The organism is Streptomyces sp. NPDC126510 (assembly GCF_040302345.1).
Taxonomy (GTDB): domain Bacteria; phylum Actinomycetota; class Actinomycetes; order Streptomycetales; family Streptomycetaceae; genus Streptomyces.
Genome location: NZ_JBEORR010000006.1, coordinates 18575 through 40709 on the forward strand (window position 1 = coordinate 18575; position 22135 = coordinate 40709).

The following is a 22135-nucleotide window of genomic DNA, read 5'->3' on the forward strand; positions in this document are numbered from 1 at the left end:
CGTCTCAGCCCGGGCTCTGGAGCCGTCGGCCCAGGGAGACCTTCACCGGGACGAGGACGAGCCACAGCCACATGATCCTCGGGCCCGCCACCAGGGCCAGGGGGACGCTGGCCAGGAAGACCACCACCGACGTGGCGCTGTCGAGCAGGTAGAGCGGGGTCGCCGCCTCGGACGGCGTGTCGTGGCGCAGCCAGGGCCGCTTCACGAGGACGGCGGCCACCATCAGATGGCAGGCACCCAGCGCCGCGACGGCGCCCGAGTACACGGCGACCGACACCGGCTGAGCTCCGTACTCGGCGAGCAGCCGGGTCGGGAAGGGCACCAGGGCCGCGACGCCGAGGCCCACCATCGAGATGCCGATCACCTGGCCGTCGATCTCGCGGACGTCCTGGAAGATCCGCCGGTGGTCCCGCCAGAAGCTCCCCAGCACCGCGACGCTCAGCGCGTAGGCCCCGAGGTCCGGGACCAGCTCGCCCAGGGCCCTGCGGTACGCGGCGGGATCGAGGTCCCGGGGCACGGAGAGGTCCAGGACGAGCAGGGTGATGGCGATGGCGAACACGCCGTCGACCAGGGTCACCAACCGCTCGGGGCCGCCGTCCGGGCGCGAGGTCCACATGGGTCCGACGGTAGGGGCGGGGCCGGGTCGCCTCCCGTACCCACGCCAGGCGTCGCCCACGGATCACACGGCCGCCTGCGGTGGCATGTTGTACGGCGTCACCACCTGGATGGCCGAGGGCAGGGTCGCTCCCGCCGGGGGCAGCGCGTCGTGGGCCCGCATGACCGTGTGGCAGGCCTCGCGTACGTCCTGGCGGAGGTCGTGGTGGAGCACGGCGGACAGGCGGTGCTCGCGCAGCAGGCGCGTGTTGTCGTGGTCGAGGTCGTGCGCGACGAACACCGCGCAGTCGCGGCCCAGGTCGTCGAAGGCCCGCAGCGTGGCGATGTTGCCGCCGCCGATCGAGTACACCGCGCGGATGTCCGGGTCGCGTTCGAGTGCGGCCCGGACGAGGTCGTACTGGGTGGTGTCCAGGCCCTGCCCCTCGGCGATCTCGACCAGTGTGCGCTCCGGGTGCCGGACGCGCATGGCGCTGCGGAATCCCATCTCGCGTTCCTCCTCGTTGCGGAAGAACCCGCTGCTGAGGCTGGTGAGGATGTTGCCCGGGCGCTCCCCCAGCCACTGGCCCATCAGGTACGCGGCCGTCGCGCCGGCCGCCCGGTCGTCTATCCCGACGTAGGCGAGGCGGGCGCTGGCGGGCAGGTCGGTCACCAGCGTCACGACCGGGACGCCGGCGGCTTCGAGCCGGCCGACCGCGGCGGTGACCTCGGGGACGTCCGGGGCCTTGAGGATCACGCCCTGCGAGCCGCGCCGGGCGATCCGGTCGAGGGTCCGCACCAGTTCCGCGGCCGGGCCGGTCTCGCGGAAGTGGAAGCGGGAGCGCAGCACCGCCGGACGCAGGGACGGCAGCTCGGCCTCCAGGGCCGCGCGGATCGCGGTGGTGAACCGCTCGGGCGCCTGCATCACGATGTCGACCATGAACGTCCGGCCGACCAGCCGCACCTGGGTGCGCTGCCGGTCGAGATCGGCGATGGCCTGGCGGACCTCCCGCGCGGTGCTCTCCCGCACCCCGCCCCTGCCGTTCAGCACCCGGTCGACGGTCGCCTCGCTCAGGCCCGCCTGCCGGGCGATCTCCCGGATCGGGAACGGGTGTCCCATACGCCGACTCCTTGAGGGGTTTTTGATGGCTCACTGCTGGTTGTTCGAGGGGTTTGTACTGACAAGAATGACAGGGCTGCGTCGCTCCGTGACCCCGAAGGGACGACGATGTCCTTCACTTCCGTACACCACCGTGCCTGGCTGTCCGAGCAGGAGTGCGATCTCGACGCGTTCCGCGATCTGGTCGAGCAGGCCACCGACCCCGCCGACTATCCGCACGCCTCCGCGGTCGAGCGCGACGTGCCCGTCTACGACTGCGGGCTGCTGGAAGGCGACCGGGTGGTCCAGGCCGAGCTGGTGCGGGCGCTCGCCGACGGGCCCGGCATCGTGGTCTTCCGCGGCGCCTTTCCCGACCCCCGGATCGTGGACCGGGCCACCGACGTCTTCGAGGCGCTGATCGCCGAGCAGCGCGCCTCGGGCGCGGCGGCCGGTGACCACTTCGCCGCGCCGGGGGCCAACGACCGGGTGTGGAACGCGCTGGAGAAGGCGGCCCTGTACGACCCGGAGGCGTTCGCCGACTACTACGCGAACGACACCCTGGCCCTGGTCGCCACCGCCTGGCTGGGCCCCGGCTACCAGGTCACCTCCCAGCTCAACGTGGTCAACCCGGGCGGTGCCGCGCAGACCGCGCACCGCGACTACCACCTGGGATTCCTGTCGAACGAGGCCGCCGCCGCCTATCCGGCGCACGTGCACCGCCTCTCCCCGGTGCTGACGCTGCAGGGCGCGGTCGCGCACTGCGACATGCCGGTGGAGTCGGGGCCGACGATGTACCTGCCGCATTCGCAGAAGTACGAGCCGGGCTACCTCGCCTGGCGGCTCCCGGAGTTCCGGGCGTACTTCGACGCGCACCAGGTGCAGCTGCCGCTCGCCAAGGGCGACGCCGTGTTCTTCAACCCGGCCCTCTTCCACGCGGCCGGCACCAACCGCTCGGTGGACATCCGGCGCATGGCCAACCTGCTGCAGATTTCGTCTGCGTTCGGCCGTGCGATGGAGACGGTGGACCGGGAGGCCGTGGCCAACGCGGTGTACCCCGTTCTCCTCGCGCGCAAGGCCGCGGGCGCCGACCAGGCGTGGCTGGAGCAGGTGATCGCGGCGAGTGCCGAGGGCTACCCCTTCCCCACCAACCTCGACGGCGACCCGCCGGTCGACGGCCTGGCCCCGCCCTCGCAGGCGGACCTGGTGCGCCGGGCCCTGCGCGAGGCGTGGACGCCGGAGGCGCTCCGGGCGGAGCTGCGGGCCGGTGCCGAACGGCGAGAGAGCTGAGGAACTCGATGGGACTTCTCGACGACAAGGTCGTCCTGGTCAACGGCGGCAGCCAGGGGGTCGGCGCGGCCATCGCCCGGGCCGCGGTCCGCGAAGGAGCGGTCGTGGCCGTCACCGGGCGGCGCCCCGAGCCGGGCGAGGCCCTGGTGGCGGAGCTGACCGCCGCGGGCGGCAAGGCGCTGTACGTCCGGGCCGACCTGTCGGACGCCGAGCAGGCGAAGGCCTCCGTGGCCCGGGTCGTTCAGACGTTCGGCCGCGTGGACTGCCTGGTGAACTCCGCCGGTCTGACGTCCCGGGGGACGCTGCTGGACACCACGCCCGAGCTGTTCGACCAGCACATCGGGATCAACCTCAAGGGCCCGTTCTTCGCGATGCAGGCGGCGGTGGCGGACATGGTGGGGCGTGAGGCACCCGGCACGATCGTCAACATCATCACGTCGTCGGCGCACGGCGGGCAGCCGTTCCTCGCGCCGTACGTCGCCGCCAAGGCCGGACTGATCGGGCTGACCCGCAACGCCGCGCACGCCCACCGCTGGGACCGGGTCCGGATCAACGGCCTGAACATCGGCTGGACGTCGACGGAGGGCGAGGACGCCACGCAGAAGGCGTTCCACGGGGCCGGGGACGACTGGCGTGAGGAGGCCGCCGCGAAGCTGCCGATGGGCAAGCTCGGCCAGCCGGACGAGATCGCCGACTTTGTTGTGTTCCTGCTGTCGGAGCGGTCCGGGGTGGTCACCGGGTCGGTCATCGACTGGGATCAGAACGTGTTGGGGGGACTCGACTGAGGATGTGCCGCGCACGGTCATCGGTCGTGTGCGGCGCCGTTGTGGCTGATCGCGCAGTTCCTCGCGCCCCCAAAAGCAAGGGCGCAGCACCACCCCCGTTTACCTCTAGGAGCAACACCCATGCGTATCGGAATCCTCGGCCTCGGCCGCATCGGCGCCTTCCACGCCGAGACCCTCTCCGGACTCGACGTCGTCGACTCCCTCGTCCTGACCGACCCGTTCGCGGACGCCGCCAAGGCCGCCGCCGAGCGGTTCGGGGCCGATGTCGTGGACTCGCCGGAGGCGCTGCTGGCCGCCGGTGTGGACGGCATCGTCGTCGCCGCCGCGACGGACGCCCACCCGGCGCTGATCCTGGCCGGGGTCGAGGCCGGCGTCCCCGTCTTCTGCGAGAAGCCCGTCGCCAGGACCATGGCCGAGGGGGTCGAGGTGCTCAAGGCCGTGGCCGGCCGGGACGTCCCGATCCAGATCGGCTACAACCGCCGTTTCGACACCGGGTTCGTCAACGCCCGCGCCGCCGTGCGCAGCGGTGAACTCGGGAAGCTGCACACGGTCCGCTCGACGACCCTGGACCCGGCGCCCCCGCCGGCCGCGTACGTCGCCGCCTCCGGGGGCATCTTCCGCGACTGCTCGGTGCACGACTTCGACATCATCCGCTGGGTGACGGGCCGTGAGGTACGGGAGGTGTACGCCGTCGGCGGTAACCGGGGCGCCGAATACATCAAGGAGGCCGGTGACGCCGACACCACCGGCGCGATCCTCACCCTCGACGACGGCACGATCGCGGTCGTGTCCAACTCCCGCCACAACGCCCGCGGTTATGACGTCCGCATGGAGATCCACGGCTTCGAGGACTCCATCGCGGTCGGCCTGGAGGACAAGCTGCCGCTGCGCTCGGTCGAGCCCGGGGTGACCTTCCCGGCGGGCACGCCGCACGACTTCTTCATGGACCGCTTCACCGAGGCCTACCGCGCCGAACTGACCGCCTTCACCGAGGTCGTGGCCGGCACCCGCCCCTCCCCCTGCACGATCGAGGACGCCCTGGAGGCGGGCTGGATCGCCGACGCGTGCACGCTGTCGCTGCACGAGCACCGCCACGTGACCATCGAGGAGGTACGCCAGGCATGAGCGGCAAGGGCCGGGAACCCCTGCGCATAGGTGTGCTGGGAGCCGCGCGGATCACCGAACGCTCCCTGATCGACCCGGCCCGGGCGACCGGCCACCGCCTCGTCGCGGTGGCCGCCCGCGACCGTGCCCGAGCCGAGTCGTTCGCCGCCGGGCACGGCGTGGAGCGGGTCGCGTCCTCGTACGCCGAGCTGATCGCCGACCCCGAGATCGACGTCGTCTACAACCCGCTCGCCAACGGCCTGCACGGGCCCTGGAATCTGGCCGCCCTCGCGGCCGGCAAGCACGTGCTGTCGGAGAAGCCGTCGGCGAGCAACGCCGCGGAGGCCGCGGAAGTGCGGCAGGCCGCAGGGAAGGCCGGGACGGTCTTCATGGAGGCCTTCCACTACCTCTTCCACCCCGTCACCCGGCGCCTCCACGAGCTGCTGGCCTCGGGTGAACTCGGCGAGTTGCGGCACGTCGAGGCCAGGGTCGCCATCGCAGCGCCGCCGGACACCGACCCGCGCTGGTCGCTGCCGCTGGCCGGCGGTGCCCTGATGGACCTCGGCTGCTACAGCCTGCACGCGCTGCGGATGCTCGCCCCCTGGGCGGGCGGCGCCCCACGCCTGGCCGCGGCCCGGGCCGGGGAGCGCGCGGGCGCGCCCGGCGTCGACGAGTGGCTGGACGCCGACCTGGAGTACCCCGGCGGCGCGACGGGCTCGGCCCGCTGCCACATGGCGTACGACGGCCTGGACATGAGCATCCGGATCGTCGGCTCCCGGGGCGAGGCGACGGCCCCGAACTTCGTCCTCCCGCACCTGGACGACCGCGTCGTGGTCCGCACCGCGGAGGGCGAGCGCACGGAGCTGCTGGGAACCCGCTCGTCGTACACCTACCAACTGGAGGCGTTCGCCGCCCGGGTCCGGGAGGCCGCGCCACTGCCGCTGGACGCGGACGACGCGGTGACGACGATGGAGTTCATCGACGCGTGTTACCGGACGGCGGGGTTCGAGCCCCGGCCGCGCACCCGGATCTGAGGCAGGCCGAAGAGGGCCCGGGGCGTGGCCCCGGGCCCTCTTCTCAGGAGTACAGCGCCGGCTTCTCCGCCAGCTCGATCTCCACCCGGCCGCCGTTCTCCAGCGCCCTGACGCCCGCCTCGCACACCGCCGCCGCGGCGTAGCCGTCCCAGGTGCTCGGGCCGGTGACCTCGCCGCGGCGGGTGGCGTCGACCCAGGTCTGGATCTGCTGGTCGTAGGCCGTCTCGAAGCGTTCGGTGAAGTCCTGGGCGATGGTGCCGCCCCAGCGGCCGGCCATGTTGGTGACCAGGGCGTGGCCGTCGCCGATGCGGGCCGTGCCGCGTTCGCAGACCACCTCGGCCTGGACCTGGTAGCCGAAGCCGCAGTTGACGAAGATCTCGACGTCGCTGAGGGCGCCGCCGTCGGTCTCGAAGACGACGAACTGGGGGTCTTGAAGGGCGTCCGGCGCGTTGGCCGACGGGGTGGGGCGCAGCACCGTGACGGCGGTGATCTCGTGGCCCAGCAGCCAGCGGGTCGCGTCGGCCTCGTGGGCGACGGAGTCGCTGATGAGCATGGAGCTGGTGAAGAAGGGCGGGCTGGCCGCGTTGCGGTGCCGGTTGTGCACCATGAGCGGGCGGCCCATCTGGCCCGTGGCCAGCAGGGCCTTCAGCTTCGCGTACTCGGGGTCGTAGCGGCGCATGAAGCCGACCTGGACCCGGCGGTGGCCGAGGCGCAGTTCGGCGTCGAGGACGCGCAGGGCGGAGGCCGCGTCAGGGGTGAGCGGCTTCTCGCACAGGACGGGCAGATCGTGCTCGAAGGCGGCGAGGAGGGCGGCTTCGTGGGCCGGGCCCGGGGAGGCGATCAGGACGGCGTCCACGTCGGACGCGGCCATCGCGGCGGCCGGATCGGTGTGCGCGGTGCAGCCGTCGACACGGGCGGCGACGGCCTTCGCGCGCTCCGCGTCGACGTCCACGACGGCGGCCACCCGTGCTCCGCTGGTGACGTCGTGGATACGGCGCACATGGTCGGCGCCCATCCTTCCGGTACCGATGACCGCGATTCCCAGCGGGGCAGGCTCCGTCATGGCCGTCCTTTCGGGTCGTCAGGCGCCGCAGGACCTCAGGAACTTGCGGGTGCGCACCGCGATCGGCAGCGGCTTGTCCGGCTCGCAGGGGTACATGTCCTGCTCGACGATGGCGAACAGGTCCACGCCCAGCTTCTGGGCGGCCGTGAGGACCGGACCCAACTCGGGGACGCCGGCCGGAGGTTCGCACATCACACCGCGCGCCACCGCGGGGCCGAACGGCATTTCGTTCTTCACCACGTCGGCGAGGATCTCCGGGTCGACCTGCTTGAGGTGGAGGTAGCCGATGCGCTCGCCGTAGGTCTCGATCAGCTTGACGCTGTCGCCGCCGCAGTAGGCGTAGTGCCCGGTGTCCAGGCAAAGGTTGACCGCGGCGGAATCGGTCGAGTCGAGGAACCGCTCGACGTGCTCCTCGGTGTCGATGTGGGTGTCGGCGTGCGGGTGGACGACGATGTCCAGGCCGTAGGTGTCCTTCACCTCGCGGCCGAGGCGCTCCATGCCCGTGGTGAGGTTGCGCCACTGCTCGGTGGTGAGCTCCGGCGCTTCCAGGATCTCGGCGGTCTTGTCGTCCCGCCAGAAGGACGGGATGACGACCAAGTGCTTGGCGTCCATGGCCTGGGTGAGGGCGGCGACCCGGCTGACCTGCTCCCAGGTGGAGTCCCACTCGGAGGGGCCGCGGTGCAGGCCGCAGAAGATGGTGCCGGCGGAGACCTTGAGGTTCCGCCTGGTCACCTCGTCGGTGAGCCGAGCCGGGTCGGTGGGCAGGTAGCCGTACGGGCCGAGTTCGATCCAGGAGTAGCCGGCCTCGGCGACCTCGTCGAGGAAGCGTTCCCAGGGCACCTGCTGGGGGTCGTCGGGGAACCAGACGCCCCAGGAGTCGGGGGCGGAGCCGACCCGGATGCGGTCGAGCGCGAGGGCCATGTCAGGACTTTCCTTCCGAAGAGGCGGCTACGGGTGCGGTGAGGTCTCCCTCTTCGGGGAGCTCTTCGACGTCGACGCCGTGGACCTGCGACAACTCGTGCTTGAGAGAAGCCAGTTCGGCGCCGCCGGCCATGTGGTTGGTCAGTTCCTCGAGGGAGACGTCGCTGCGGGAGGCGGACAGTTCCATGGTCCCGAGGCGCAGCACGCTGAAGTGGTCGCCGACCATGTAGGCGTGGTGCGGGTTGTGGGTGATGAAGATGACGCCCAGGCCCTTCTCGCGGGCGGCGGCGATGTACTTCAGCACCACACCGGACTGCTTGACGCCGAGGGCGGCGGTCGGCTCGTCCAGGATGAGGACGCGGGCGCCGAAGTAGACGGCGCGGGCGATGGCGACGCACTGGCGCTGGCCGCCGGAGAGCGTGCCGATGGGCTGCTCCAGGTCGTCCAGGACGATGCCCATGTTGCGCAGCTCTTCGTCCGCGGTCTTCTTCATCCGCTCGATGTCGAGACGGCGCAGCGGCCAGGGACCCTTGGTCATCTCGGAGCCGAGGAAGAAGTTGCGCCACACCGGCATCAGCGGGACGACGGCGAGGTCCTGGTAGACCGTGGCGATGCCCTTGTCGAGGGCCTCGCGCGGGGTGGAGAAGCGCACCGGTTCGCCGTCGACGAGGAACTCGCCCTCGGTGTGCTGGTGCAGCCCCGAGATGATCTTGATGAGGGTGGACTTGCCGGCGCCGTTGTCGCCGAGGACGCAGGTCACCTTGCCGGGGTGCACTTCGAGGCTCACCCCGTGCAGGGCGCGGACGTTGCCGTAGGACTTGCCGGCGCCGCGGAGTGCGACGAGGGGACGCTCGTCGGCGGGCGGGGTGTCCTTCAGGACGGCACCGTGGGTGCCCGTTTCTTTGCTGGTCATCGCGGTCACCTCCGGGTCGCCGTGCGCTGGACCCACAGATTGATGAGGACGGCGCCGAGGAGCATCACGCCGAGGAAGGCCTTGAACCAGTCGGGGTTCCAGCCGGCGTAGACGATGCCCTGCTGCACCATGCCGAACATGAAGGCGCCGAAGACCGTGCCGATCGCGGAGCCGTAGCCACCGGTCAGCAGGCAGCCGCCGATGACGGCCGCGGCGATGAAGATGAGCTCCTGGCCCACGCCCTCGCCGGACTGCACGGTGTTGAAGGAGAACAGCTGGTGCATGCCGACGAACCAGGCGCCGAAGCCGACCAGCATGAACAGTGAGATCTTGGTGAAGGTCACGGGGACGCCGACGGCCCGGGCGGAGTGCTTGTTGCCGCCGACGGCGAAGATCCAGTTGCCGTACTTGGTGCGCAGCAGCACCCAGGTGGCCAGGGCCGCGAAGACCAGCCACCACACCACGGTGATCTTCACGTTGACCCCGCCGACGGTGAAGGTCGAGGCGAAGAGCTTCTGCGCCTGGGTGAAGCCGTCCATGTCGCTGATGTCGTCGGTGGCGACGTTGCCGGTGATCAGCTTGGTGACCGCGAGGTTCACGCCTTGAAGGATCAGGAACGTGCCGAGGGTGACGAGGAAGCTCGGCAGCCCGGTCTTGACCAACAGCCAGCCGTTGAAGGCGCCGATCGCGAGCGACACGAGCAGGGCGACGATCACGCCGACCCAGACGTTCATGGTCAGCTGGTAGCTGAGCATCGACGCGGTCAGCGCCGAGGTGATCACGGCGACACCGGCCGAGAGGTCGAACTCCCCGCCGATCATCAGCAGGGCCACGGGGAGCGCCATGATCCCGATGGTCGACGACGAGTACAGGATGTTGGCCATGGAGCTGCCGTCCCGCACCGGCGGTGCCGCGAACAGGAAGAACACGAGCACGGCCACGGCACCGAGGAACACACCGACCTCGGGCCGGGCGAGCAGCCGCAGCGCCAGGGGGCGCTGCCGCATCCGGCCGTCGGTCTGCTTCGGGCCGGGGGCCGGCGGTGTGTCCACCGCCGGCTCAGCCTGCTGGGTCATGCTCATCACCGGGTGCCCTTCGCGGCGAACTCCCCGATCTTGTCGACGTTGGACTTGTCGACGAAAGCCGGGCCGGTCAGCACGGGCTGCTCACCGCCGCCGCTGTAGTTGCCGTTGTTCTTGTAGAGCCACAGACCGTCGACGGCCAGGTAGCCCTGCAGGTACGGCTGCTGGTCGACGGCGAACTGGATCGAGCCGACCTTGATGGCCTTGATCAGGTCCTTGTTGAGGTCGAAGGTGGCGATCTTGGCCTTGCTGTCGGCGTCCGCGACCGACTGCACCGCGGTCAGCGCGAAGGGGGCGCCGAGGGTCACCACGTAGTCGATGGACGGGTCCTGCTTCAGCTTGGCCGTGATCGTCGACTTCACGGACGGCATGTCGGTGCCGTTGACGTTCTGCGGGTCGACCTTGCCGTCGAAGGTCTTCGCGACGCCGTCGCAGCGCTGGGTGAGGCCCACGTTGCCCTGCTCCTGCATGACGCACAGGACCTTCTTGGCGCCGACCTCGTTGAGCTTCTTGCCGAAGGCCTCGCCCGCGACGGACTCGTCCTGGCCGAAGAACTCCAGCAGGTTGAGGTTCTTCCAGTCGCTCAGGCCGGAGTTGAGGCCGACGACGGGTATGCCGGACTTCTCGGCCTTGCCTATGACGCCCTTGAGGGCGTCCGGCTTGGCGAGGGTGACGGCGATGCCGTCGACCTTCTGGTCGATCGCGTTCTGGACCAGGTTGGCCTGGGTGCCCGCGTTCGGGTCGGCGGAGTAGACGAGCTTGATGTTGTCCTTGGCGGCCGCGGCCTCGGCGCCCTTGCGGACGGTGTCCCAGAAGGTGTCGCCGGGCGCCTGGTGGGTGACGAGGGCGACGGTCATGCGCGGCGTGGTCGCCTTGCCGGCCGAGGCGCCGGCGGCACCTTCCTCGGACTTCTTGCCTCCGGAACTGCTGGAGCAGCCGGCGAGGGTCAGGGCCGCTGCCGCGGCCACGGCGACGACGGGCGCGAGCCTGCGAGAGCGGGGGTGGGAAGAGCGGTCCATCTTTCCTGGCACCTCACTGTGCTACTGCGGGGAAAGGAAGGGATCACGAAGGGATCCGTGGTCCCGGAGCCTTACGGAGTCCGGATCATGATGCCGCAAGCGGACTGTCGTGATGCCACGGGATACAAGTCCCTGCCGCGCCCGCTGTCAATACTTTGTTAAGACATCATTTCACGAGCAGGTCCGAATGTAAGTACAAACTATTGACAGCGCCGCCCTCCGGGACCTACACCTGGGGGGCGGCAGGTCCCGTGGATCCACGCCCCACCGTGTCAGGGCGCCCCAGGACCCGCATCCCCAGCTTCCCGAGGAGGTCGCGCATGGCCGAGCCAGCCCAGTATTTCGATGTGATCACGATGGGCCGCATCGGGGTCGACCTCTACCCCCTGCAGACCGGCGTCCCCTTGGAGAAAGTGGAGACGTTCGGGAAGTTCCTGGGAGGTTCCGCGGCCAATGTGGCGGTCGCCGCCGCCCGCCTCGGACGCCGTACGGCGGTGATCACGCGCACCGGTGGCGACCCGTTCGGCACCTACCTGCACGAGGAGCTCAAGGGCTTCGGCGTCGACGACCGCTGGGTCACCCCGGTCGCGGCGTACCCGACGCCGGTCACGTTCTGCGAGATCTTCCCGCCCGACGACTTCCCGCTGTACTTCTACCGCCGCCCCAAGGCGCCGGACCTGGAGATCCACACCGACGAGCTGGACTTCTTCGCCATCCGCGGCGCCCGGATCTTCTGGATCACCGGCACCGGCCTCAGCGAGGAGCCGAGCCGCTCCGCCACGGTCGCCGCCCTCAAGGCACGCGACAAGTCGGGGATCACCGTCTTCGACCTCGACTGGCGCCCGATGTTCTGGCGCGACCCCGAGGAGGCCCGCCCGTACTACCGCGAGGCCCTGCGGCACGCCACGGTCGCGGTCGGCAACCTCGACGAGTGCGAGATCGCCACCGGCGTGCGCGAGCCGCAGGCCTGCGCGGACGCGCTGCTGGAGGCGGGTGTGGAGCTGGCCGTCGTCAAGCAGGGCCCCAAGGGCGTCCTGGCCGTGCACCGCGACGGCGCCCGGGCCGAGGTGCCGCCGGTGCCGGTCGAGGTGGTCAACGGCCTCGGCGCGGGCGACGCCTTCGGCGGTTCGCTCTGCCACGGTCTGCTCGCCGGCTGGGACCTGGAGCGGACCATGCGCCACGCCAACGCCGCCGGTGCCCTCGTCGCCTCCCGCCTCGCCTGCTCCTCCGCGATGCCCACCGAGTCCGAGGTCGCCGACCTCCTCGCCGGGGTGCCGTCGCCGAGCACGAGCCACTGAAACGGAGCCTTCCTTGAACATCGGCATCCCCGACCTCACGACGGTCAGAGCCCGCAACCCCGAGGCGGTCGCGGAAGCGGCCGCCCGCCGGGTGCGCCGCCCGCTGCTGGGCGCGAGCGGCCGGCTGATGATCGTGGCCGCCGACCACCCGGCCCGCGGCGCCCTCGGGGTCGGGAACCGGCGCCTGGCCATGGCCAACCGCGCGGACCTGCTGCAGCGGCTGTGCACCGCGCTGTCGCGGCCCGGCGTCGACGGGGTGCTCGCCACCGCCGACATCCTGGAGGACCTCCTGCTCCTCGGCGTCCTCGACGACAAGGTTGTCATGGGCTCCATGAACCGCGGCGGCCTGGCCGGGGCGTCCTTCGAGATGGACGACCGCTTCACCGGCCACCGCGCCGAGGACATCGCCCGGCTCCGCTTCGACGCGGGCAAGCTCCTGGTCCGCATCGACTACGACGACCCGGGCTCGCTGACCACGCTGGAGTCCACCGCGCGGGCGATCGACGCCATGGCGGCTCAGCGCCTCCCCCTCTTCGTCGAGCCGTTCATGTCCCGGCGGGTCGACGGCCGGGTCCGCAACGACCTGTCCGCCGAGGCCGTCACCCGGTCGATCGCCATCGCCTCGGGTCTGGGCGGCACCTCCGCCTACACCTGGCTGAAGCTGCCCGTCACCGACGACCCGGACGACATGGCCGAGGTCCTTGAGACCTCCACACTGCCCGTCGTCCTGCTCGGCGGCGAGGTCGGCGAGGACCAGGAGGGCGCCTACGAACGCTGGCGCAAGGCCCTGCGGCTGCCCACCGTCCAGGGCATGGTGGTCGGACGGTCGCTGCTCTACCCGGCCGGGGGCAGCGTGGAAGAAGCGGTCGACACGGCCGTCGGTCTGCTGTGATCCGGAGGATGCAATGACGTTCCACCTTCCCGCCGGCAAGGCCCTCGGCGGCCCCTACGCCGTCGACGTCACGCCCGAGAAGGCCGGCTGGGGCCACTCGAGCCTGCGCGTCCTGGAGCTGCCGCCGGGCGGCACGCACTCCTTCGACACCGGCGACAGCGAGTGGATCGTCGTCCCGCTCAGCGGCGGCTGCACGGTCGCCGCGGCGGACGACTTCGGCCAGGACACCTTCGAACTCCAGGGCCGTGCCGATGTGTTCAGCGGTGTCAGCGACTTCGCGTACGTGCCGCGCGACGCCCGCGCGACCGTGGCGTCCGCCGCGGGCGGCCGGTTCGCGCTGACCGGCGCGCGCTGCACCCGCCGGCTGCCCGCCCGCTACGGCCCCGCGTCCGAGGTGCCCGTGGAGCTGCGGGGCACCGGGAACTGCTCCCGGCAGGTCAACAACTTCGGCGCGGCCGGGGTCTTCGAGTGCGACAAGCTCATCGCGGTCGAGGTGATCACCCCGGGCGGCAACTGGTCGTCGTTCCCGCCGCACAAGCACGACGAGCACCGGCCCGGCGAGGAGTCCGTGCTGGAGGAGATCTACTACTTCGAGTTCGCCGGGCACGACGGAATCCCCGGCCTCGGCTACCAGCGTGTGTCCCCGTCCGGCCCGGGCCGGGACACCGACGTCCTGGCGGAAGTGCGCGACGGCGACGTCGTGCTCATCCCCGACGGCTGGCACGGCCCGTCGATGGCCACGCCCGGCCACCACATGTACTACCTCAACGTCATGGCGGGCCCGGAGGCCGAGCGCGCCTGGCTGATCTGCGACCACCCCGACCACGCCTGGGTCCGCGACACCTGGCCGGACCAGCCGGTCGACTCCCGGCTCCCCCTCTACACCGCCCCGGAGACCGCCGTATGAGCGCCCCCACCCGCCGACTGACGACCGCCCAGGCCCTGGTGCGGTTCCTGTCCGCCCAGTACACCGAGCGGGACGGCGTGCGCCGCCGGCTGATCGCCGGGACCTGGGGCATCTTCGGCCATGGCAACGTCGCCGGCGTCGGCCAGGCGCTCCTGGAGGTGGGCGAGGATGTCATGCCGTTCCACCAGGGCCGCAACGAGCAGTCCATGGTGCACGCGGCGGTCGGCTACGCCCGGCAGCTGAACCGCCTGTCCGCGCAGGCGGTGACGACCTCGATCGGCCCGGGCGCCACCAACCTGGTCACCGGCGCGGCCCTGGCGACGATCAACCGGCTGCCGGTGCTGCTCCTGCCCGGTGACTACTTCGCCTCGCACGCCCCCGACCCGCTGCTCCAGCAGCTGGAGCACCCGGTCGAGGCCGACGTGTCGGTCAACGACACGCTGCGCCCGGTGTCGAGGTACTTCGACCGGATCACCCGGCCCGAGGCGCTGATTCCCTCGGCGCTCCAGGCGATGCGGGTGCTGGCCGACCCGGCCGAGACCGGCGCCGTCACCCTCGCCCTGCCCCAGGACGTGCAGGCGGAGGCGTACGACTGGCCGGAGGAGTTCTTCGCCGAGCGGGTCTGGTACGTGCGGCGTCCCGCGCCGGACCCGGTGGAGCTGGCGGCCGCCGTCGAGGCGATCCGGTCGGCCGAGCGACCGCTGATCGTGGCGGGCGGCGGCGTGCACCACAGCGAGGCGGAAGCGGCGCTGAAGGCGTTCGTGGAGGACACCGGCATCCCCGTCGCCTCCACCCAGGCCGGCAAGGGCTCGCTGCGCCACGACCACCCCGCCGACCTCGGCGGCATCGGACACACCGGCACCGCGGTCAGCGACGCACTCGCCCGCACCGCCGACCTGGTGATCGGCGTCGGCACCCGCTACAGCGACTTCACCACCGCCTCGGGCACCCTCTTCCAGAACCCGGACGTGCGGTTCCTCAACCTCAACATCACCGGCTTCGACGCGCACAAGCTGGCCGCACGGACGCTGGTGTGCGACGCGCGGTCCGGCCTGGAGCGGCTGGCCGAGGGGCTGGCCGGGCACCGAGTGTCCGAGTCCTACGAGGCCGAGTACCGCGCCGGCAAGGAGCGCTGGGACGAGGTCGTCGAGGCCGCCTACCGCGCCGCCGACGAGAACGCGGTCCCGACCCAGACGCAGGTGCTCGGCGCACTGGACGCGGCCGTCGGCGACGACGACGTGGTGATCAACGCCGCCGGCTCGCTCCCCGGCGACCTGCACAAGCTGTGGCGCTCGCGCAGCCCGCGCCAGTACCACCTGGAGTACGGCTACTCCTGCATGGGCTACGAGATCCCGGCCGGCATCGGCGTCCAGCAGGCCGCCCCGGGCGCCCCGGTATGGGCGCTGGTCGGTGACGGCACCTACCTGATGATGCCGACGGAGATCGTCACCGCCGTCCAGGAGCGACTGCCCCTCAACATCGTCCTGATCCAGAACCACGGCTACGCCTCCATCGGCGGCCTGTCGCAGGAGACGGGCGGCGAGCGGTTCGGCACCGCCTACCGCTTCCGGGCCGCCGACGGCACCTTCACCGGCGCCCCGCTGCCCGTCGACCTCGCCGCCAACGCGGCCAGCCTCGGCATGGACGTGCTGCGCGCCAAGACGGTGCGCGAGCTGCGCGAGGCCCTGGCCGCGGCCCGGGCCTCCGACCGCCCGACGTGTGTGTACGTCGAGACCGACCCGGCCCCCACCGCTCCCCCGGCCGAGGCCTGGTGGGACGTGCCGGTGGCCGAGACCGCCACCCGGGAGGCCGCCGTCGAGGCCCGTGAGCGCTACGACAGCCACGTGGTGGACCGCCGCCGCCACCTCTGAACTCCCCCTGAACCCACGCTCCACGAAAGGCCCTTGCGCACCATGAAGACCCTCACCCACTGGATCGACGGCAAGCCCGTCGAGGGCGCCTCCGGCCGGTTCGGCCCCGTCTACAACCCGGCGACCGGCGCCCAGGAGAAGCAGGTCGCCTTCGCGTCCGTCGACGAGGTCGACGCCGCGGTCGCCTCCGCCAAGGCCGCCTTCGCGAGCTGGGGCGAGTCCTCCCTGGCCAAGCGCACGGCGATCCTGTTCAAGTACCGCGAGCTGCTCGACACCCACCGCGACGAGATCGCCGAGCTCATCACCGCCGAGCACGGCAAGGTGCACTCCGACGCGCTCGGCGAGGTCGCGCGCGGCATGGAGATCGTGGAGCTGGCGTGCGGGATCTCCGTCCAGCTCAAGGGCGAGCTGTCCACCCAGGTCTCCACCCGCGTGGACGTGGCCTCGATCCGCCAGCCGCTGGGGGTGGTCGCGGGCATCACTCCGTTCAACTTCCCGGCGATGGTGCCGATGTGGATGTTCCCGCTGGCGATCGCATGCGGCAACACCTTCGTGCTGAAGCCGTCGGAGAAGGACCCGTCGGCCTCCCTGCGGCTGGCCGAGCTGGCCACCGAGGCGGGTCTGCCGGAGGGCGTCCTGAACATCGTGCAGGGCGACAAGACGGCCGTGGACCGGCTCCTGGAGCACCCGGACATCGAGGCGGTGTCCTTCGTCGGCTCGACGCCGATCGCCAAGTACATCCAGCTGAAGGCGGTCGAGCACGGCAAACGGGTGCAGGCCCTGGGCGGCGCCAAGAACCACATGCTGGTGCTGCCCGACGCCGACCTGGAACTCGCCGCGGACCAGGCGATCAACGCCGCGTACGGCTCGGCGGGCGAGCGCTGCATGGCCGTGTCGGTGGTCGTGGCCGTCGGTGACATCGGTGACGAGCTGGTCGGCAAGATCGCCGAGCGCGCGAAGAACCTGAGGATCGGCCCCGGTAACGACCCGGCGTCCGAGATGGGCCCGCTCATCACCCGCGAGCACCGCGACAAGGTGGCGTCGTACGTGGCGTCTACCGCGGAGCAGGGCGCCGAGGTCGTGGTGGACGGCACGGGCTTCTCGGTCGACGGCCACGAGAACGGCTTCTTCCTCGGCGTCTCCCTGCTGGACCGGGTGCCGCTGACGGCGGACGCGTACCGGGACGAGATCTTCGGCCCGGTGCTGGCGGTCGTCCGCACGGAGACCTACGAAGAGGCCATCCAGCTGATCAACTCCTCACGCTGGGGCAACGGCACCGCGATCTTCACCCGGGACGGCGGCGCGGCCCGCCGCTTCCAGCTGGAGGTCAAGGCGGGCATGGTCGGCGTCAACGTGCCGATCCCGGTCCCCGTCGGTTACCACTCCTTCGGCGGCTGGAAGGACTCCCTCTTCGGCGACCTGCACGTCTACGGCAACGACGGCATCGCCTTCTATACCCAGGGCAAGGTCATCACCACCCGCTGGCCCGACCCCTCGGACGGCGGCATCAACCTCGGCTTCCCGAGCAACTCCTGACACCCGTAAGGGGGTTCATCCATGGCGAAGTCCTGTGACCGGGCCCGCACCACGGCCGCCCCGGCGCTCGGCGCGCTGGACTTCGCCCTGGACCGGGGCAGCCCCGTACCGCTCTACCACCAGCTCGCGCAACAGCTGGAGGCGGCGATCGAGCGCGGGGTCCTCGCCCCGGGGAACCTGCTGGGCAACGAGGTGGACCTGTCGGTCCGCCTCGGCCTGTCCCGCCCCACCGTCCGCCAGGCCATCCAGTCCCTCGTCGACAAGGGGCTGCTGGTCCGGCGGCGCGGCGTGGGCACACAGGTGGTGCACAGCCAGGTCAGGCGCCCGCTGGAACTGAGCAGCCTCTACGACGACCTGGAGGCTGCCGGGCAGGGGCCGACGACCGAGGTCGTGCGCAACGAGGTCGTCCCGGCCGCCTGCGACGTGGCCGCCGCCCTCGGTGTGCCCGAGGGTGGCGAGGTGACCGTCCTGGACCGGCTGCGCCGCACCCACGGCCGGCCGGTGGCGCTGCTGCGCAACTACCTGCCGGCGTCCCTGCTGGACCTCGACAGCGCCCGTCTGGAGTCGACCGGCCTGTACCGCGTGATGCGCGCGGCGGGCATCACCCTGCACAGCGCCCGCCAGACCGTCGGCGCCCGCGCGGCCACGGCGGACGAGGCGTCCCGCCTGGACGAGGCGGAGGGGGCGGCGCTGCTCACGATGCAGCGCACGGCGTACGACGACACCGGGCGCCCGGTCGAGTACGGAACGCACACCTACCGGGCTTCGCACTATTCGTTCGACTTCCAGTTGCTGGTGCGGCCGTAGGCGGTGGCCCGCCCTGCTCGGCACTTCACGAGCGGCTCCGCCTCCGCAGCATCCGGCTGAACGGCGTGTCCGGCCGCTCCAGGCGCTCGCCGTCCAGCGTGATGTCGACGACCTCGTTGAAGAAGGCGACGCGCCCCCGGATCACCGACACGGCGGGCAGCGGCTCGGGATAGGTCCACACGAGGTTGGGCGGCACATCGGCCCCGCCGCGCCAGGACCAGTAGGAGGCGGTGCCCTTGTAGGGGCATCCGGTGTGGTGGTCGGTGGCGTCGAACAGGTCGAGGCGGACGTCCTCGCGGGGGAGGTAGTACCGGGTGGGCAGGGACGTCTCGAAGAGCAGGACGGGAGCGTGGCTGTCGGCGACGACCTGCCCGTCGATCTCGACCCGCACGTGCCGGCTGCTCGGCAGCGCGTCGACGCGCTTGTGCGGGTCACGGGGGTGGATGAAGATCTCCTCGTCCTCCTCGTACCAGTGGTCGAGGCCCGTGTCGGTGCGCAGGAACCATTCGAAGGCGATGTGGCCTGCCAGGTCGTCGACGGGGAACGTCCAGGCCGCGTTCTCGCGCACCTCGCCGTCGGCGTCGAGGTCGTAGAAGACCCGGGAGCCGGTGTGGGTGCCGATGGGCGGGCTCCCGGCCGGGCGGAGGAGGTCGGTCCGGACGTCCTCCTCCGGGAAGGCGTATTGCGGCACGGGCAGGTGGGGCTCCCAGACGAGCACCGGGTGCCGGCTGTCGACGACGGTGATGTCGCCCTTGCGGCCGCGCACCCAGCGCTCGCTGGGCTCCCACATGAGGCCTTCCGGGGTGGTCCTGATCGAGCGGGCGGCGGGGTGGGCCGGGTGGGTGGTCATGGCCGGTGCTCCTTCCGGAGGTCCGGATGCCGTTCCCCTCCACGGTCCCACGGTGTCAGTGCGCCGCGTCCAGCCGGGCGCGCTGCTCCGGGGTCAGCTCCAGGTCCACCGCGGCCAGGTTCTCCTCGAGCTGGGCGACCGAGGAGACCCCGGCCAGCGGCACGACGGGCAGGTCGCCACCGATCTGCCAGGCCAGCACGACCTGGTTGACGGTCGCACCCGTCTCCCGGGCCACGTCCCGCAGCACCGCGAGCCGGGCGGGGGTGCCGGGGTGGTCGAACTCGGCGGGCATGCGTTCGGGGCGGGCGTAGGCGCCCCTGAGCAGCGGCGAGTACGCGACCAGGGCCAGGCCGGGCTCGGCCCTCAGGTAGCCGATCAGGTCAGGGCCGGCGTAACCGAGGCTGCCGTCCGGAAAGAGGCCGCCTGGGACGTCGGCGCGGGGGCGCAGGTGGGTGTGGGCGTACTGGAGGACCTCGTAGCCGGGAAGTCCGGCGGCGGCGGCGAGGGCCCGGGCCCGTTCCACGCGCCACACGGCGTGGTTGCTCGCGCCGAGCAGTCCGACGGTGCCCTCGGCGACGAGGGCGGCGAAGCCCTCGACGGTTTCCTGTGGCTCGACGGTGTGGTCCTCGATGTGCGCGTACAGCAGATCGATGGTGGCGATGCCGAGCCGCTCGCGGCTGCGGTCGGCGGACTCGCGGATCACCTTCGCGGACAGGCCCTCGGGGTTGTCGACGTATCCGGTGCCGGGGGCCAGGGGGCGGGCGCCGAGCTTGGTCGCGATGACGATCTCGTCGCCTACGCCACGGCTGCGCCGCCAGCGGCCGAGGAGTTCCTCGCTCTGGCCGCCCTGGCCTCCGTCGACCCAGAAGGCGTAGTTGTCGGACGTGTCGATGAAGTTCCCGCCGGCTTCGACGTAGCGGTCGAGCAGGGCGAAGGACGTCGCCTCGTCCGTCACCGAGCCGAACAGCATCGCGCCGAGCGCGAGGACACTCACCTCGCGGCGGGTCGTGGGGTTCGTGCCGATCGCGCGGTACCTCATGGGTGTCGCTCCCTCCGGTGCTCCGGGTCTCGGGCACGCAGGGGAGTCTTCAGCTTGGAGTGCTCTTGAGGTCAAGGGCGTACGCACCACGGATGTGCACGACAAAAAGGTCCCGCAGGCATCGGCCTGCGGGACCCTTCGCACCGTCGGGACGACAGGATTTGAACCTGCGACCCCTTGACCCCCAGTCAAGTGCGCTACCAAGCTGCGCCACGTCCCGGTGCGCGCCACCCGCGGTGAGCCGCGTGATCGCGCGAACAGCACCTTACCCCACACCCCTGGCCGCGCCGAAAACGGGCCGGGCGGGACAATCGGCCTATGGGCAGCACAGGAGAGACCGGCTCGGGCCGGCCGGGCGACACACGGGACCGCGACGGTGAGGGGCGGGCGCGCAACGCCCGGCCCCGGGACGGACTCGGACGGCCCCTGCCGTACGGCGCGGACGGTGTGCCCCGGCAGCCCGAGGGCGTCGTCCGCACCCCCGAGGAGACCGTCGCGGAAGCGCAGCGGCTGCTGGACGAGGGCAAGCCGTTCCACGCGCACGAGGTCTTCGAGGACGCGTGGAAGTCGGGGCCCGAGCAGGAGCGCGAGCTGTGGCGCGCGCTCGCCCAGCTCGCCGTGGGGCTCACGCACGCCGCCCGGGGGAATCTGACCGGCGGGGCCCGGCTTCTGCGTCGCGGGGCGGGAGCCTCCGAGGCCTGGGCGTCCGAGGCTGGGCAGACCCTGCCGCACGGGATCGACGTCGCCGGCGTCGCCGCGTGGGCGCGGGAGCTGGCCGGGGAGGTCGAGCGGAACGGCCGGGCGGTGGACGCGGGGGCGCGGGCGCCCCGGCTGCGGGGTGGGGCGCCCGCGAGCTGACCCGCCCGCCGGGAGGGCTGAACCCGGACCGCGGTGACGGGCACGAGGCTGTCCCGGGCCCGGGGGAACGAGGCTGTCCCGGGCCCGGGGGAACGAGGCTGTCCCGGGCCCGGGGGAACGAGGCAACGAGGCAACGAGGCAACGAGGCACTGTCCCGTGGCTCGAGTGACGAGGCGCTCTCCCCGGGCTCAGGGACGACGCGCTCCCGGGCCCGGGCGACGGCGCCCTGCCCCCTTTCTCCCGGGCGCCGCCGCGCTGTCCCCCGGCCCTGGCCGCCGGCAGGGTGACCGCGGTGCAAGGGCCGTCGAACCGGTGCGGCAGACTCGGGGCGTGCGAAAGATTCATGTCATCGGTATCGGCGCGGGCGACCCCGACCAGCTCACCCTCCAGGCGGTCAGGGCGCTACGGAGCACGGATGTGTTCTTCATCCTGGAGAAGGGCGAGGTGAAGGCGGACCTCACCGGGCTCCGCCGGGACATGCTCGACGCGCACGTGCCCGAGGGGACGTACCGCGTCGTCGAGGCGCGTGACCCGGAGCGGGACCGGAGCGCCGGCGGCGCGGCCTACTCCCCCGCCGTCGGGGACTGGCGCACCGCCCGCGCCGACATCTACGAGCGGCTGATCGCCGAGGAGCTCGGCGAGGAGCAGACCGGCGCGTTCCTGGTGTGGGGCGACCCGTCGCTGTACGACAGCACGCTGGGGATCCTGGAGGAGGTGCTGGAGCGAGGCGCCGTGACGTTCGAGTACGACGTCGTGCCCGGCATCAGCAGCGTCTCCGCGCTCGTCGCCCGCCACCGCACGGGCCTCAACCGCGTCGCCCGCCCGGTGCAGATCACCACCGGCCGGCGACTGGCGGAGGGCTTCCCGGAGGGCGTGGACGACGTGGTGGTCATGCTCGACGCCCACCAGACCTTCCGGCAGTACGCGCGGGAGGACGTCGACATCTACTGGGGCGCCTACATCGGCACCCCGGACGAGATCCTCGTCTCCGGCCCGATCGCCGAGGCCGCCCCGCGCATCGAGCGGTTGCGGGCCGAGGCCCGTGAGCGCAAGGGCTGGATCATGGACACGTATCTGCTGCGCCGGCATTCCCGCGACTGACGGGACCGGCGGGACTGAGGGGCCCATCACCGGGCACCCGTGCGGACGTTCTGGCATGCGCACGTAGCCCACAGGTGT

The 22135-nt window shown here is 71.7% G+C and carries 21 protein-coding genes and 1 tRNA gene; 12 read left to right on the forward strand and 10 right to left on the reverse strand.

Annotation, left to right across the window (positions count from 1 at the left end; all coding sequences use genetic code 11):
* Window positions 1–4: 4 nt before the first annotated feature.
* Together ABTX60_RS09455 and ABTX60_RS09460 are read right to left on the reverse strand one after the other, a co-directional pair.
* Entirely contained in the window at window positions 5–616 is a 612-nt protein-coding gene (locus ABTX60_RS09455) for a TMEM175 family protein (RefSeq protein WP_352096500.1), read from the reverse strand.
* A gap of 63 nt (window positions 617–679) precedes the next feature.
* On the reverse strand, window positions 680–1711 hold the full coding sequence (locus tag ABTX60_RS09460) for a LacI family DNA-binding transcriptional regulator (protein WP_352096501.1): 1032 nt from the start codon (window positions 1709–1711) through the stop codon (window positions 680–682).
* A gap of 108 nt (window positions 1712–1819) precedes the next feature.
* Here ABTX60_RS09460 and ABTX60_RS09465 point away from each other — a divergent pair, with 108 nt between their 5' ends.
* The 4 genes from ABTX60_RS09465 to ABTX60_RS09480 all read left to right on the forward strand — a co-directional run bounded on the left by ABTX60_RS09465 (window position 1820) and on the right by ABTX60_RS09480 (window position 5900).
* Entirely contained in the window at window positions 1820–2977 is a 1158-nt protein-coding gene (locus ABTX60_RS09465; RefSeq protein WP_352096502.1) for a phytanoyl-CoA dioxygenase family protein, read from the forward strand.
* Window positions 2978–2985: 8 nt separating this feature from the next.
* Window positions 2986–3762 carry an SDR family oxidoreductase gene (locus ABTX60_RS09470; RefSeq protein WP_352096503.1) on the forward strand — a complete coding sequence of 259 codons (777 nt, stop codon included), beginning with the start codon at window positions 2986–2988 and terminating at the stop codon, window positions 3760–3762.
* Between the two features lie 120 nt (window positions 3763–3882).
* Window positions 3883–4887 (forward strand): Gfo/Idh/MocA family protein, encoded by a 1005-nt coding sequence (locus ABTX60_RS09475; RefSeq protein ID WP_352096504.1) that lies wholly within the window; start codon window positions 3883–3885, stop codon window positions 4885–4887.
* Window positions 4884–5900 (forward strand): Gfo/Idh/MocA family protein, encoded by a 1017-nt coding sequence (locus tag ABTX60_RS09480; RefSeq protein WP_352096505.1) that lies wholly within the window; start codon window positions 4884–4886, stop codon window positions 5898–5900. Before ABTX60_RS09475 ends, ABTX60_RS09480 begins: the two co-directional genes overlap by 4 nt.
* 43 nt (window positions 5901–5943) lie before the next feature.
* Here the strand turns inward: ABTX60_RS09480 and ABTX60_RS09485 are convergent, their stop codons facing one another.
* Genes ABTX60_RS09485 through ABTX60_RS09505 form a run of 5 tightly spaced genes read right to left on the reverse strand, consistent with a single transcriptional unit; the run spans window position 5944 to window position 10898 of the window.
* Window positions 5944–6963: a Gfo/Idh/MocA family protein gene (locus tag ABTX60_RS09485; RefSeq protein ID WP_352096506.1), complete on the reverse strand. Its 1020-nt coding sequence runs from the start codon at window positions 6961–6963 to the stop codon at window positions 5944–5946.
* 18 nt (window positions 6964–6981) lie between these two features.
* On the reverse strand, window positions 6982–7884 hold the full coding sequence (locus tag ABTX60_RS09490; protein ID WP_352096507.1) for a sugar phosphate isomerase/epimerase family protein: 903 nt from the start codon (window positions 7882–7884) through the stop codon (window positions 6982–6984).
* A 1-nt stretch (window position 7885) separates the two neighbouring features.
* Window positions 7886–8797 carry an ATP-binding cassette domain-containing protein gene (locus ABTX60_RS09495; protein WP_352096508.1) on the reverse strand — a complete coding sequence of 304 codons (912 nt, stop codon included), beginning with the start codon at window positions 8795–8797 and terminating at the stop codon, window positions 7886–7888.
* Between the two features lie 5 nt (window positions 8798–8802).
* Window positions 8803–9879, reverse strand: coding sequence for an ABC transporter permease (locus ABTX60_RS09500; RefSeq protein WP_352096509.1), 1077 nt, complete (start codon window positions 9877–9879; stop codon window positions 8803–8805).
* On the reverse strand, window positions 9879–10898 hold the full coding sequence (locus tag ABTX60_RS09505; RefSeq protein ID WP_352096510.1) for a sugar ABC transporter substrate-binding protein: 1020 nt from the start codon (window positions 10896–10898) through the stop codon (window positions 9879–9881). The genes ABTX60_RS09500 and ABTX60_RS09505 overlap by 1 nt, the downstream gene beginning before the upstream one ends.
* Before the next feature lie 320 nt (window positions 10899–11218).
* Here ABTX60_RS09505 and iolC point away from each other — a divergent pair, with 320 nt between their 5' ends.
* The 6 genes from iolC to ABTX60_RS09535 are packed head-to-tail and all read left to right on the forward strand — an operon-like array spanning window position 11219 to window position 18209.
* Window positions 11219–12196, forward strand: coding sequence for a 5-dehydro-2-deoxygluconokinase (iolC, locus tag ABTX60_RS09510; protein ID WP_352096511.1), 978 nt, complete (start codon window positions 11219–11221; stop codon window positions 12194–12196).
* 13 nt (window positions 12197–12209) lie between these two features.
* Entirely contained in the window at window positions 12210–13088 is an 879-nt protein-coding gene (locus ABTX60_RS09515; protein WP_352096512.1) for a Cgl0159 family (beta/alpha)8-fold protein, read from the forward strand.
* 13 nt (window positions 13089–13101) lie between these two features.
* On the forward strand, window positions 13102–13995 hold the full coding sequence (gene iolB, locus ABTX60_RS09520) for a 5-deoxy-glucuronate isomerase (RefSeq protein ID WP_352096513.1): 894 nt from the start codon (window positions 13102–13104) through the stop codon (window positions 13993–13995).
* Window positions 13992–15866: a 3D-(3,5/4)-trihydroxycyclohexane-1,2-dione acylhydrolase (decyclizing) gene (gene iolD, locus ABTX60_RS09525; protein WP_352096514.1), complete on the forward strand. Its 1875-nt coding sequence runs from the start codon at window positions 13992–13994 to the stop codon at window positions 15864–15866. Before iolB ends, iolD begins: the two co-directional genes overlap by 4 nt.
* Before the next feature lie 42 nt (window positions 15867–15908).
* Window positions 15909–17402: a CoA-acylating methylmalonate-semialdehyde dehydrogenase gene (locus tag ABTX60_RS09530; protein WP_352096777.1), complete on the forward strand. Its 1494-nt coding sequence runs from the start codon at window positions 15909–15911 to the stop codon at window positions 17400–17402.
* A gap of 21 nt (window positions 17403–17423) precedes the next feature.
* Window positions 17424–18209 carry a GntR family transcriptional regulator gene (locus ABTX60_RS09535; RefSeq protein ID WP_352096515.1) on the forward strand — a complete coding sequence of 262 codons (786 nt, stop codon included), beginning with the start codon at window positions 17424–17426 and terminating at the stop codon, window positions 18207–18209.
* A 25-nt stretch (window positions 18210–18234) separates the two neighbouring features.
* Here the strand turns inward: ABTX60_RS09535 and ABTX60_RS09540 are convergent, their stop codons facing one another.
* The 3 genes from ABTX60_RS09540 to ABTX60_RS09550 all read right to left on the reverse strand — a co-directional run bounded on the left by ABTX60_RS09540 (window position 18235) and on the right by ABTX60_RS09550 (window position 20318).
* Complete coding sequence (locus ABTX60_RS09540) at window positions 18235–19059, reverse strand: DUF427 domain-containing protein (RefSeq protein ID WP_352096516.1); 825 nt, start codon at window positions 19057–19059, stop codon at window positions 18235–18237.
* 55 nt (window positions 19060–19114) lie between these two features.
* Window positions 19115–20098 carry an aldo/keto reductase gene (locus ABTX60_RS09545; RefSeq protein WP_352096517.1) on the reverse strand — a complete coding sequence of 328 codons (984 nt, stop codon included), beginning with the start codon at window positions 20096–20098 and terminating at the stop codon, window positions 19115–19117.
* A 146-nt stretch (window positions 20099–20244) separates the two neighbouring features.
* A tRNA-Pro gene (locus ABTX60_RS09550) sits at window positions 20245–20318 on the reverse strand.
* Window positions 20319–20416: 98 nt separating this feature from the next.
* On the opposite strand from ABTX60_RS09550, the gene ABTX60_RS09555 reads away from it, so the two are divergent.
* Both ABTX60_RS09555 and cobF read left to right on the forward strand, forming a co-directional pair.
* Window positions 20417–20956: a DUF309 domain-containing protein gene (locus ABTX60_RS09555; RefSeq protein ID WP_352096518.1), complete on the forward strand. Its 540-nt coding sequence runs from the start codon at window positions 20417–20419 to the stop codon at window positions 20954–20956.
* Window positions 20957–21286: 330 nt separating this feature from the next.
* Entirely contained in the window at window positions 21287–22057 is a 771-nt protein-coding gene (gene cobF / locus ABTX60_RS09560) for a precorrin-6A synthase (deacetylating) (RefSeq protein WP_352096519.1), read from the forward strand.
* Window positions 22058–22135 lie beyond the last annotated feature (78 nt).